This is a genomic window from Limnoraphis robusta CS-951, from assembly GCF_000972705.2.
This window is the reverse complement of sequence record NZ_LATL02000074.1, coordinates 1-13,601: the sequence shown is the minus strand read 5'-3', so window position 1 is coordinate 13,601 and position 13,601 is coordinate 1. Positions and strand designations below refer to the sequence as shown.

The 13,601-nt window shown below is 44.6% G+C and carries 9 protein-coding genes; 4 read left to right on the top strand and 5 right to left on the bottom strand.

Annotation, left to right across the window (positions count from 1 at the left end; translation table 11 throughout):
- From WN50_RS06600 to WN50_RS30805, 4 genes are all read right to left on the bottom strand, one after another.
- The coding region (locus tag WN50_RS06600) for a phosphate/phosphite/phosphonate ABC transporter substrate-binding protein (RefSeq protein ID WP_049558486.1) at positions 1 to 1,169 on the bottom strand (1,169 nt) is incomplete at its 3' end.
- Positions 1,170 to 1,335: 166 nt separating this feature from the next.
- Positions 1,336 to 2,082 carry a PEP-CTERM sorting domain-containing protein gene (locus WN50_RS06595; RefSeq protein ID WP_046279895.1) on the bottom strand — a complete coding sequence of 249 codons (747 nt, stop codon included), beginning with the start codon at positions 2,080 to 2,082 and terminating at the stop codon, positions 1,336 to 1,338.
- Between the two features lie 525 nt (positions 2,083 to 2,607).
- Positions 2,608 to 3,531 carry an alpha/beta fold hydrolase gene (locus tag WN50_RS06590; RefSeq protein WP_425354785.1) on the bottom strand — a complete coding sequence of 308 codons (924 nt, stop codon included), beginning with the start codon at positions 3,529 to 3,531 and terminating at the stop codon, positions 2,608 to 2,610.
- A gap of 46 nt (positions 3,532 to 3,577) precedes the next feature.
- Positions 3,578 to 4,060: a pentapeptide repeat-containing protein gene (locus tag WN50_RS30805; RefSeq protein ID WP_053221450.1), complete on the bottom strand. Its 483-nt coding sequence runs from the start codon at positions 4,058 to 4,060 to the stop codon at positions 3,578 to 3,580.
- Positions 4,061 to 4,184: 124 nt separating this feature from the next.
- On the opposite strand from WN50_RS30805, the gene WN50_RS06580 reads away from it, so the two are divergent.
- Positions 4,185 to 5,348 (top strand): RNA-guided endonuclease InsQ/TnpB family protein, encoded by a 1,164-nt coding sequence (locus WN50_RS06580; protein WP_342586742.1) that lies wholly within the window; start codon positions 4,185 to 4,187, stop codon positions 5,346 to 5,348.
- Between the two features lie 222 nt (positions 5,349 to 5,570).
- On the opposite strand, the gene WN50_RS35180 is transcribed toward WN50_RS06580, so the two are convergent.
- Complete coding sequence (locus tag WN50_RS35180; RefSeq protein ID WP_053221449.1) at positions 5,571 to 7,580, bottom strand: hypothetical protein; 2,010 nt, start codon at positions 7,578 to 7,580, stop codon at positions 5,571 to 5,573.
- A 245-nt stretch (positions 7,581 to 7,825) separates the two neighbouring features.
- On the opposite strand from WN50_RS35180, the gene WN50_RS06570 reads away from it, so the two are divergent.
- The 3 genes from WN50_RS06570 to psaB all read left to right on the top strand — a co-directional run.
- Positions 7,826 to 8,575: a cupin domain-containing protein gene (locus WN50_RS06570; RefSeq protein WP_046279893.1), complete on the top strand. Its 750-nt coding sequence runs from the start codon at positions 7,826 to 7,828 to the stop codon at positions 8,573 to 8,575.
- A gap of 599 nt (positions 8,576 to 9,174) precedes the next feature.
- Entirely contained in the window at positions 9,175 to 11,436 is a 2,262-nt protein-coding gene (psaA, locus tag WN50_RS06565) for a photosystem I core protein PsaA (RefSeq protein ID WP_046279892.1), read from the top strand.
- Positions 11,437 to 11,602: 166 nt separating this feature from the next.
- Positions 11,603 to 13,601: photosystem I core protein PsaB (gene psaB / locus WN50_RS06560; RefSeq protein WP_046279891.1), on the top strand; the 1,999-nt coding region annotated here is incomplete at its 3' end.

The window sequence follows — 13,601 nt, the reverse complement described above, 5'->3', positions numbered from 1 at the left end:
GCTTGTTCGACTTTTAACTCTAAACGACTGTTAACTTCAACAGGTTGAACTCCAATAATTTGAAGCGTTTTATTAATTAAACCGGGAGGTGGTGGTGCATTTGGAACTTGATTGAGAATTTTCCGAGCCACAACCACACGATACAAATTACCATCTTTTCCTGATAATGTTAGATGAAGTGTATCATTATCAACATAACTAAACCCATTGACTTTACCGATAACAGCAGTCTCGTTAGATGCAATATAATCCGTGTTGGAAGGCGGACAAAAAAAGTTAATTTGATTTTGAGAAAAATCTGCACAAGCTAGAACTTCTTCCGCTCGACGTGAAATTCCGACAAACATTGTGTAATCTGGTTCTTGACCTACATCATAGTTTGCTTGTTGTTTAATTATAGCAGGAGCATCTAACAATACTTTTTTCAGAAGTGTTTGATCCGACTTTGATAACTTGGGAGACAGATAAACCCCGGAACCAGGAATTTTTCGACTGACATGAATCATCCGAAAAGCCGGATTATCTTTAACTAAATCAAAAGAACTTGCACCCACATCTACTTTTCCACTTTTTACCATTTCTCGAATTTGAGAAGAACGGTTTCCTGCATTTACTCTTAAGGTTTTACCATATAAATCATAAATCGGCATATAAAAACTGGAGGCGGAGTTAAAGTCACCCAAAGCAATTGTTGTTGTGGGTTTTAAATCAGCCAAAGATTGAATCGAACTATCATTTCTCACAAATAAAGCGGATTCATAATAAGGTTCAAAATTGGGGAACATCCGGGCTGCAAACGAATATCCATTATCTTTAGCCGCAACAGACAGCATCGGAGAAAGAGTAAAAACAATATCCCACTGATTTTGAATGATTTTATTTTTAGCCGCTTGATAGGAAAGATTTCCATCCCCCTCCAAAGTAATTTCTAACTGATTTCCCAATTGATCTTGTAAATATTCAATAAAAGTCTGATAATCTTTGGATGAGGTCAGAATTCCAATTTTCAGCAGATCCGCTTGTAAGCGAGGTGAAACGGTTTGTCCGGGTACAACTTGAGAAATTAACTCTTTAGGAATAATCAGGTGAACTGCTATTCCCAACAATGATAAACTTGCAACCGAAACGATAACAAGTTTCCAAATTTCTTTGGCATCCTGTCGTGACATAGAACTGACTGATACAATAGTTTGCTTAGACAACGATACCATAACATTTTATAGCACTTCGAGAGGCGATCGCATTCAATAAAAATAACTAACCCCCATGCTGTGAAATTCCAGTTGGGGGTTCATTAAATTATTCGTGATGTTGACTGGAGTTTGTTAACTGCAACTAGGACTTATTAGCATTTTTGCGTCGGCTGACTCCAAAAGCAGCACCTACACCCATCAAAGCCGCAATAGTTGAAGGTTCGGGAACACTCGCCGCAGGAGAACCAAGTTTAACCGCAAATACAGTATCGTTAAAGTCCATATCACTGTTTGCGAGAATTTTATCTTCTGCTCCAAAGATGAGCCAATCTTCAAAACCTGTCATGCTATAAGCTTTGAAATTACCAGAGCTTAAACCAAAAGTACCATCTGGATTAGACAACATAAAGTCTAAGGTGTCACCTGCGGCAAATGAACCCAGAGACAACTTTGAACCAATATCTAGAAAACCATCTAAAGAATTGTATTCTGGGTTAAAACTGCCCATTTTAGGATGAGTAATACCATCGGATTTGGTTGTGCCATAGTCATACAGTTCATTAAAAGCTTTGATATCAGACCACATTGTTCCGCTCTGACCATTGCTAGATGAATAGCTTAGAACATTGTTTTGACGACCCGCAACTTCACCGAGAAACACAGCTTCTAAATTTCCCGTGCTTTGACCCAGTGTTAAAGGCCCTGTGAGAGCAAATTCTTTAAGATTTACACCATCAGCTTGAATTTGCATACGGTCTTGAGTGGGTGCAAACTCTCGGAACGCTTGAATTAAATCATCAATTTCTCCAGCTTGAGCGGGTACTGTTGCAGCGACTAAAGTGGTAACAGTTGTCAGACCCGTTAATAGAGCAAATAGTTTAGTTTTCATGGGGGCTACTCCTGATTCAATTTAAAAACTTGAGTATTTTGTGTTTGTGGAATACTTTTATTGTCTTTCTACATCTTAGCTGTGATTGACTGTTTTGAACATAATTTTAGTTTTTTTTACTGAGTCTTTACATTATTAAAGCTCTGAGCAATATCTAGGCATAATTAGGCTTTAACAAGATGATATTAGTGTAATCTCTGAGATTTATATGTGACATAAATCACCTTGTATGCTGCTCTCTTAAAAAGACAAATGTTTCAAAAAATTCATAGTTTTTACGGATATTTTAGTTTTTTAGGTTTGACTTTTGTGGAATTTTCCTTAATTCTACGGATGTTTATATTTAATTGAATTTTATATCTAAATTTAAAATCAGTAATATCACTGAGTAAGTGCCGTAAAAGTCGTAATACTTACGCAGGTAGACTGAGAAGTGTATATAAATCTATACTGAGCAAACTACGGTGATTTAACAAAAACCCTCACCCCAGATCGGTTCAGGTTGCTCTAGATAGGGAAGTCAACTTAGGGAAGACTGTGCAGAAACTCAGCTACAATCTCTATAAACTCTGCGGTTGATTCGTAGGGGAGGACATTGCGACCGGGAATAATCCGAGCCTGAGCATGAGGCCAACCGTTCTGATAGGCTTGAGCGCGTTGTTCTGGCGTTTCTGAAATCCCTTTGCGACTAATACTCGAAGCTTTTTCACCGATCGCGACTAACGTCGGTTGAGCGATCGCCCCCATTTCAGATTCGTAATTTTTTCGCCAAAACCCCGCTAAAAAGGAAAACACCGCATATCGACTTTTGGAGTTCGTCGATCCGGCTTCTAATAGATCAAGCCATTGTTGATCCACCGCTTCGGCTTCTGCAAACAGTTGACGAATAGAGAAAGACTGGACAAACTGGCGACGACGTGCATAAAGCCAAAACAAACTTCCAACGGGATCATCAAAAAACAAATTCCACAGCAGTCGATGTTGAGTGGGTGAACCTGCATCCGTGATCACTCGCCAAGCCGGAGGCCCAGATAATACCAAACCTTTAATTAAGTTCGTTTGTTGTTGTTGCTGAAGCTGAACCAACGCGATCGCAGTGGGGAGAAGCGCACCTTGTACCAACACAACAACAGGTCTTTGAATAACAGTTTGCAGAAATTCGTTAAGTTGTTCCGCCCAATCTTTGGGGTGGTAGGCGATGCGAGGCATTTCACTCTCACCACACCCCAGTAAATCAGGATTATAGATCGGGTTTTGATAACCTTGCTGTTGCCAGCGATCGCAAAACCGATACCAAAACCGACGCGATAATCCCACACCGATCGGATGGATCAACAGCAAAGGTAAATTTTGGGAAGCTTCGGAGTCTATATTTGGATAAACTTCATAAGCACAACGATAGCCTTTCCAGGTGTAAAACTGCGGTGTCGGGGTTCCGAAGGGTTCCATAACCATTGTCGAAATGTGGGCAATTCGTTCAAGATTTACCTCGATTTTACAGGGTTTGAATCCAGCGACCGAAATCTCCTGGCGCCAAACTCGCGTTTTGATCGTCAGGTAGTCGTTCCTGTTGATTGGCTTGGCGGTAGATAAATCGACATAAAACGTTCTTGAAATTCGTTTGGCTGTCAATTTTCCAGTCAAAAATACAAATCCCTGTGAGAATTGCACCTTGAAAATTCGCACCCAAGACTTGGGTGTGGGAAAAGTTCACTCCCCAAAGGTTAGCCCCTCTCAAGTCAGCACCTTTGAGATTAGCACCGATCAGGTTCCCGTACCACAGATCAGCACCTTTGAGATCAGCATCTGAGAGATCCGCTTGGCTTAAGTTGAGTCCTTTGAGGCTAGATAACCGCAGCATCGCCGATCGTAAATCTGCACCTTTGAGATCAGGTTGAATGTGTGGGTTGTGTTTTCTCCAGTGGTTCCAAACCGCAACCCCTTGTTTAAGTATTGCGAGATGTTTTGGGTCAGCCATCGAAGATTAACTCCATCAAAAAACTAAAGCGCGATTATCCCCGTCGTCTATACGGTAGGGCGGGATAACGCCGTAGCCTCCGTGAACAATCACGACCTTTGTTGTTCAAGTGTATAATACCGACATGGTAACACGCAGAATCACATACAGGCTTTACCCAAACCGTCGTCAAGAAACTCAATTACACTGGGCGCGACGAATGCACTGTTGTCTGTATAATGCTGCGGTTACTAACAGAAAAACGCAATACCAACGGTTCAACCACTCGGTTGATTATTTCGAGCAGCAAAACTCGCTACCCGAGTTTAAAAAAGTTTGGACTGAGTACAAAAAATTGGGTTCTCACACCTTACAAGCCACTTTAAAGCGAGTTGATTTTGCGTTTAAACGTTTCTTCAAAGGATTAGGAAAATACCCCAAATTCAAATCCTCTCGACACTATTCCGGGTGGGATTACCCTAATAAGCAAAGTTGGAGACTTACTAGCAATAACGGAATAAACGGTTATTTGAATCTAAGAGATTTAAACATCACTATTCAAATGAGAGGGAAGGCGAGAACCTGGGGAATTCCTAAGACCTGCACTATTTTCTGGCGAAGCAATAAATGGTATGCGTCAATTGCGGTTGAGTGCTGTCCCGTTCGTCAAACAGGAAAAGGTGCAATTGGCTTAGACTTTGGTTCTAAAGTTGCGATTGCGACAAGTAACGGAGATTTAATTGAGTCTCCCAAATTCCTTGAACAATCTCAGGACAAAATAACTCAACTCTCTAAGAAGTTAAGAAGAAAACGCAGACCAGAAAAACGCAAGGTTAAAGCCTCTCGTCGATGGAAAAAATATCAAGAGCAAATCAGCAAGACTAAGCGAAAAGTTGCCAACCAAAGGCAAGACTGGACTCACAAAGTAGCGGCACAAATTGTAAGCGGTAATAGCTTGGTTGCTACTGAGAAACTGAATCTCAAAGGTATGACTCGCAAGGCGAAAAAAGGGAGCAAACGGAAACGTCAAAAAACCGGATTAAACCGAAATTTGTTAGACGTTGCTATAGGAATGCTTCGAGAGTCAATCAAGTACAAAGTTGTCGAAGCGGGTGGGATATTTTTAGAAGCTCCAACCCAACAATTAAAGCCGACGCAGCGCTGTAATAACTGTTGGGAATTAACACCCAAGACCTTGAATGACAGGGTTCATATTTGCTCCCATTGCGGTCACACCGAAGATCGAGACATCAATGCTGCCCAGGTTTGTTTGAGTTGGGGCTTGCGGGTTTGGAACGAGCCTCTTTAGACGCAGAGTCGCACATCCCTACTGATTGCGGAAGCATGAAGCAAATGTGGGCAAAGAAGCGTCAGAAACCACGACTTGTATAAGCCGGGTGTAGTTCATCTTCACTTTCCCTATTAAATATAGGGCGAAGAAGCGTTACTAATCCCCGACTTCTTTAAGCCGTGGTAGTTGATGCCACGCTTTTCTAGGTTAGCCTAAGATTAATAAGTTTGTGGGGACAGGCTAGGAGTTTTCTCGGTCGGTTTCTAGGTCTTCAATAGAAGTTTCATCCATCATTTCGGGTTCGGGTTCAACTTCCATAGGTTCTTCTAACTGGGTTTCTAGGTCTTCAATGGGAGTTTCATCCATCATTTCAGGTTCGGGTTCAACTTCTACAGGTTCTTCTAACTGGGTTTCTAGGTCTAGAATAGAAGTCTCATCCACGATTTCAGGAAGGGGTTCCGGTTCCGGTTCCGGTTGAATGATAATGGGTTCTTCTAACGGGGTTTGTGGTTCTTCAGTGGAAGTTTCATCCAAAATGTCTGCTGAGGTTTCAACTTCGGGTTCAACAACCGATGTGTCTATGTTGATCTGTTCTGGGGTGGGTTGAAATTCATCGGGAAGGAGTTCTAGAGATTTTTCCGATTCTAATACGGGTTGACTTGGTTCAGCCATTGGAACTTCCTCGACAATTTCAGGTAAGGTCTGAGAAGGTTCGGGTTCAGAGGGGTTTTGCTGAAAACGCCTGAAAATTCGTTTGAATATATTATTGTTGGTGGCGGGGGGTTCTGCGGTTTGTGACGCAGGTATTGATGGACTGGTTTGAGAGTTGTTTCTCTCAAAGACAGGGAGTTGCTGAATTTGACCTTTTATGCGATTGAACCATCCATTGGTTTGGGGGGTTGGTTCGGTTTCGGGTTCGGTTTCGCTTGAGAGAAGTTGTTCGAGTTCTTCAGAGGGTAAAACTTCCTCAACTGGGGTTTCAGATGTTTCGTTCAGGGTTAGAGGAATGTCTATTTCTGGAATCGTTTCAATGTCATCAGTTTTTTCTTCGAGGGTTAGGGGTTCAACGGGTTCTAATGTTTCAGGGGTTTCAAGTTCTTCTGGGGTTTCAACGGGTTCTAGAGTTTCAGGGATTTCTTCTGTCGAAGGAACGATTTCAATTTCTTCTGGGGTTTCAACGGGTTCTAGAGTTTCTGGGGTTTGTTCTGTCGAAGGAACGATTTCAACTTCTTCTGGGGTTTCAACGGGTTCTAAGATTTCAGGAATTTCTTCGAGAGTTGGAGTAATTTGGGGTTCTGGAGTGATGATTTTACCCTCATAGCCTCGATCAACAATGGGGCGGGCTTGGGCGATAGTCAGTTCACCGCGTACCAGTTTTGAGAGGGTATCCTGACTGTTGGGGTCGTAGGTAAAGACGCGAGCAGTGTTGTTGTAGACGTTGGTCAGGGGTTCTCCGAGTTCATCGAGGTATTCGAGTTGTACCCAGTTTTTTCCCGGTTTTATACCTTTTATATATATAGGTTGCCATTGATCGATGATAAAACTTTGACTGTTGACGGTGACGCGAATTCGCCAATCAACTATTTCATCTTCTGGATTTTCTTGAGCGACTAGATGTAGGGGAGCATTGGCGAGGTAAAAGTCTAACAAAACGGGTTCGGCGCCGTAGGTTCCTCTCGGTTGGTTATAGGTTAGGAGGGGAAGTTGAGGGTTAGGGTTGTTTTCAGGAGTTTTGGTAAAGATATGAAAGGTGGTTTGAGCGTAGGCTCCATCGTTTTTGAAGCTTTCTCCCCAAGGGTAAGCCGCAAATATTCGCAGGGTATGGGTTCCGGCTTCGAGATCCGATAAAATAAGGGGTTGGTCGAGGGTGTAGATATCTTCTAGGGGTTGATTGTCGAGAATGGCTTGTAGATGTGGCCCTAAACCTAATGTTTCATCTCGAAAAATGGGTAAGTCCTGGACTTGAAGTTGGACATTGATGGTGTTGTCTTGGAAAAGTTCATCAGGTTGAGGACTGAGGATGGTGACTTGAGGTTGATGGACATCAAGGGGGGGATGGAGCATTTGAATTGCTTTCGGAGGCGAGACTTCAGCCATCTCTGTTGTCGGTTGAGAGACTGAGATAATGGGTAGACTCGCTTCGGGTAATTCGGGTTGCTCACATCCGAGAAGATTGAAAACTAAGATGACGGCTAGGGCTGATATTAGCCATTTTCTTAGGGTTGTCCGACCGCATTTCCTGTTCAACATTGAGTTCTCCTGAAACTCCCAAATCCAATTTTGTATGGAAGGCTTCCACTATGGAACTATAGCCCAAAAGGATCATTGAGTGAACTACCCCCTTGAATCGCTACAGCAAGATTCCTTTTTAGCAAGATGTATGATTCATAGGTTTTGAGTTGATTAAACTAACCTAAGACTTTTCAGTGGTAATAGTAAAGTCTTTGTTGTAGGCTAGTGTCTGAAAAGTTCAAAAAATTTGAGGTGTAATTCTAGTGGGTTCTCAGCTTCAATGGCAACCTAAACAAGTTAACGAAAACTTATTTACCCGTGTTGCTGTCCTGCCGACATCGCTCGTCTGGTATCAGACAATCTTTACTGGAATCTGGTTTGGTTGTTTTGAATCTGATCATCAGGTTCAAGAGCATCCAGTCACTATGCTGACTAAATTTGATCCAGGTGGATTTTTTTCGTTACATGGCCATCCTGGAGGAGAAGAAATTTTGGTCCTTCAGGGCGATTTTGCAGACGAAACCGGGGTACATCCACCAGGAACTTATATGCTGAATCCTGAAGGGTTTATCCATCGCCCCTACAGCGAGCGGGGATGTTTGACCTTTGTTAAATTGCGACAACACGGTGGAAAAAGTCGCCAACAAATTAAAACAAATATCTACAAGTCGTCCTGGCAATCAGGTATTATCCCCCAGATAGAATTGCAGCTCCTTTATAAACAAACTGGATATCCAGAAAAAGTCTGGGTCGAGCGCTGGCAGCCCCACACTACACTCTCCAATGTAGTAGAAACCGAAATGAAAGAAATCTTTGTCATAGAAGGGATTTGGCAGGATGAGTTGGGGAGTTATCCAACTGGCAGTTGGCTGCGGTATCCACCCCATTGTGCCTATAGCCCAAGGTCAGAGACTGGATGCCTTATTTACGTCAAAACCTATCCCGTTGATAGAACAAGATTTATCGTTGGAGAAGATTTTCAGCATCCTCCTGAAACACTTCCCTTTACTTGATGCAGGTCGCAAACATCGATCGCTTTGGCTATTTGAGCGCGATTATTACTTGGTTCTCGTTAACAATCAGGCTGGCCAGTTGAGAAGATATAGAGAACCCCGTCTCACAGCACACACTCACGCAACCCTAAGAGATCTGGGGCGCTCCTCGGGTTGCTAAACAGTGATCGCTAATTTCACGGTGTCAAGATCTTTTAAGTTTAAGAACTTACATTCATCTAGTTTAAGTTTTGTAACATTTATCAATGATTTTTGGTGGCTTTTGCGACTTAAAATCAACTATAACCCATATACAACAAGGCTTATAGCTGCTTTTAATTATTGTTAACAAGCCATTTCCCCCTGACAGGGAAAGATGATATATCATTTAGATACAACAGCCCCTTGAAACGGCCCAGGGAAATTTCCAAAGCTGTAAAGAGGGGTTGAGTGTGAAAATAAAATTTTCCACTCTTGTAGTAAAGTAATAGGGAGTTGTGTTGCTTCCTAGCAATTGTTAGTAATACATTAACTTTTGCGAAGGATTTTGAAAAAGTTTAATGACTTGTTTCATAATTCACAACACGTAGAGTTTTTGTCATAGAGAGAGGAGAGTCTCAATGACCATCAGTCCTCCAGAGCCGGAGGCGAAGGTAAGGATAACGGTCGATAACGATCCAGTTCCTACTTCGTTTGAAAAATGGGCAAAACCCGGTCACTTCCGACGTGATCTAGCCAAAGGTCCAAATACCACCACCTGGATTTGGAACCTGCACGCCGACGCTCACGACTTCGATAGTCATACCAGTGATTTAGAAGATATTTCGCGCAAAATCTTTAGCGCCCACTTCGGTCATTTAGCGGTTATTTTTATCTGGCTGAGTGGCGCTTACTTCCACGGCGCGAAGTTTTCAAATTATGAAGCTTGGCTAACAAACCCCACAGGCATTAAACCGAGTGCCCAGGTGGTTTGGCCAATCTTCGGTCAAGAAATTTTAAATGCAGATGTGGGAGGAGGCTTCCACGGAATTCAGATCACCTCTGGATTGTTCCAACTCTGGCGTGCATCCGGCATTACAAACGAATACCAGCTTTACTGCACCGCTATTGGTGGGCTGGTTATGGCAGGTTTGATGCTGTTTGCAGGTTGGTTCCACTATCACAAACGGGCTCCGAAACTGGAATGGTTCCAGAATGTGGAGTCGATGATGAACCACCACTTAGCCGGATTGCTAGGCTTGGGATGCTTAGGTTGGGCTGGACACCAAATTCACGTGTCCTTACCCATTAACAAGCTGCTGGATTCTGGGGTAGCCCCCGCAGATATCCCCCTGCCCCATGAGTTCATCCTGAACCGGGATTTAATGACCGAGTTGTATCCCAGCTTTGCAGAAGGTTTAAAACCCTTCTTCACCTTAAACTGGGGAGTATACTCAGACTTCTTAACCTTCAAAGGAGGTCTTAATCCTGTAACAGGTGGCTTGTGGTTGTCAGATACAGCACACCATCACCTAGCCTTAGCTGTACTGTTCATCATTGCTGGCCATATGTACCGCACCAACTGGGGTATTGGTCACAGCATGAAGGAAATTCTAGAGGCTCACAGAGACCCCTTACTCATTGGGGGTACAGGTCACAAAGGTCTCTACGAAACCCTAACAACTTCTTGGCACGCACAGCTAGCGATTAACCTGGCAATGATGGGTTCTTTGAGCATCATCGTGGCTCACCATATGTATGCCATGCCGCCCTACCCCTACATTGCTACGGATTATCCCACTCAACTTTCCCTATTCACCCACCATATGTGGATTGGCGGATTCTTGATAGTGGGTGCAGGCGCTCATGGTGCAATCTTCATGGTGCGCGATTATGATCCGGCAAAGAACGTTAATAACGTTTTGGATCGGGTAATTCGTCACCGTGACGCGATTATCTCTCACTTGAACTGGGTTTGTATTTTCCTGGGCTTCCATAGCTTTGGCTTGTACGTTCACAACGATACAATGCGGGCCTTTGGTCGTCCTCAAGATATGTTCTCAGATACCGGGATTCAGCTCCAGCCGATATTTGCACAGTGGGTTCAACACCTACATACCTTGGCGCCCGGTAATACGGCTCCGAACGCCTTGGCTAGCGTCAGCCCAGCCTTTGGTGGAGATGTCGTTGCAGTGGCTGGTAAGGTGGCAATGATGCCGATTACATTGGGTACGGCGGACTTTATGATTCACCATATCCATGCCTTTACCATTCACGTTACCGTTCTGATTCTGCTGAAGGGTGTTCTGTACGCCCGCAGTTCTCGCCTGATTCCTGATAAGGCTGAATTAGGCTTCCGCTTCCCCTGCGACGGTCCGGGTCGGGGTGGTACTTGCCAAGTTTCCGGTTGGGATCACGTGTTCTTAGGTCTGTTCTGGATGTACAATTCCCTCTCGATTGTGATTTTCCACTTCAGTTGGAAGATGCAATCTGACGTCTGGGGAACTGTAGGATCAGACGGTACAATTTCTCACATAACCAATGGTAACTTTGCCCAGAGTGCCATTACCATTAATGGATGGTTGCGTGATTTCCTCTGGGCGCAAGCCTCTCAGGTCATCACCTCCTATGGGTCTGCCCTGTCTGCCTATGGTTTGATGTTCCTCGCAGCACACTTTGTTTGGGCATTCAGCTTAATGTTCCTGTTTAGTGGTCGTGGCTACTGGCAAGAACTGATCGAATCGATCGTTTGGGCGCATAATAAGCTCAAGGTAGCTCCAGCAATCCAGCCTCGCGCTCTGAGCATTACTCAGGGTCGTGCAGTGGGAGTTGCTCACTACCTACTTGGAGGAATCGTCACCACTTGGGCGTTCTTCCTGGCTCGAATCATTTCAGTTGGATGAGAGTCTCCCGCTCAAGGGTTGGGGTCATCCTCAAACTGACTCTGACTCCTTGAGTGGACCATCCCAAGAGATCGCTCAGTGCGGTATTGGCGGTTTCCGTCGTTCGCCCAGCGTCTCCGAAGGAGATGGAGCAACTTCGCAAGAGAAGACGATTTAGTTAGGACTTATGGCAACTAAATTTCCCAAATTTAGCCAGGCATTGGCACAAGATCCGACCACTCGGCGGATTTGGTACGGGATTGCCACAGCCCATGATTTTGAGAGTCATGATGGCATGACGGAAGAAAATCTTTACCAAAAGATTTTTGCTTCCCACTTCGGCCACATTGCCATCATCTTTCTTTGGACTTCTGGCAACCTTTTCCACGTCGCTTGGCAAGGTAACTTTGAACAATGGGTTAAAGATCCCTTAAATGTCCGTCCGATCGCTCATGCGATTTGGGACCCTCAATTCGGACAGCCTGCGGTAGATGCTTTCACGCAAGCAGGTGCTTCTAACCCCGTTAACATCGCCTACTCAGGTGTTTACCACTGGTGGTACACCATCGGAATGCGAACCAATGGTGATCTCTATCAAGGTTCCATCTTCCTGTTGTTGCTGTCTGCAATCTTCCTGTTTGCAGGCTGGTTACACCTCCAACCGAAATATCGTCCCAGCCTCTCCTGGTTCAAAAACGCTGAATCTCGTCTGAACCATCACTTGGCGGGTCTATTTGGAGTTAGCTCTCTGGCTTGGACAGGACACTTGGTACACGTTGCCATTCCTGAGTCTCGCGGACAGCACGTTGGCTGGGATAACTTCCTCAGCACTCTGCCTCACCCGGCAGGCTTGGCTCCCTTCTTCACCGGAAACTGGGGCGTTTATGCTCAAAATCCGGATACAGCTAGCCATGTGTTTGGGACTTCTCAAGGATCAGGAACTGCTATTCTGACCTTCTTAGGTGGATTCCATCCTCAGACTGAATCTCTCTGGCTGACGGATATGGCTCACCACCATCTAGCGATCGCTGTACTGTTCATCATCGCTGGACATATGTACCGGACTCAATTTGGAATTGGTCATAGCATCAAAGAAATGCTCAATTCCAAAGATCCCCTGTTCGGCTTCAAGAATGAAGGTCAGTTCAATCTGCCCCACCAAGGGTTGTATGACACGATCAACAACTCTCTGCACTTCCAGTTAGGCTTGGCGTTGGCTGCTTTGGGTGTAATCACTTCTTTGGTTGCCCAGCATATGTACTCCATTCCGCCTTACGCATTTATGGCGCGGGACTACACCACTCAAGCTGCACTGTACACACACCATCAATACATTGCTGGTTTCTTGATGGTTGGTGCTTTTGCTCACGGCGCGATCTTCTTTGTTCGTGACTATGATGCAGAAGCCAACAAAGGTAATGTGTTAGCTCGGATGCTCGAACACAAAGAGGCGATCATCTCTCACCTGAGCTGGGTGTCTCTGTTCCTGGGCTTCCACACTTTAGGAATCTACGTTCATAACGACGTTGTTGTTGCCTTCGGTACTCCTGAAAAGCAAATCCTGATTGAGCCTGTCTTTGCTCAGTTCATTCAGGCAGCTCACGGGAAAGCTGTTTATGCGATGGATGTTCTGTTGTCCAACCCGGATAGCATTGCAAGCACTGCATGGCCCAATCACGGTAATGTTTGGTTGCCCGGTTGGTTAGACGCGATTAACTCTGGCAAGAACTCTCTGTTCTTAACCATTGGCCCTGGCGACTTCCTGGTTCACCATGCGATCGCTTTGGGTCTGCATACCACCACCTTGATTCTTGTCAAAGGTGCCTTGGATGCTCGCGGTTCCAAGCTGATGCCTGATAAGAAGGATTTTGGTTATGCCTTCCCCTGCGACGGCCCCGGTCGTGGCGGTACTTGCGACATCTCTGCTTGGGATGCTTTCTATCTCTCGATGTTCTGGATGCTGAACACGCTAGGTTGGGTAACCTTCTACTGGCACTGGAAGCATTTGGGTATCTGGCAGGGTAATGTAGCTCAGTTCAATGAATCCTCAACCTACCTGATGGGATGGTTTAGAGATTATCTTTGGCTGAACTCTGCCCAGCTCATTAACGGATACAGCCCCTATGGAACTAATAATCTGTCAGTCTGGGCTTGGATGTTCCTCTTCGGACACCTGGTTTGGGCAA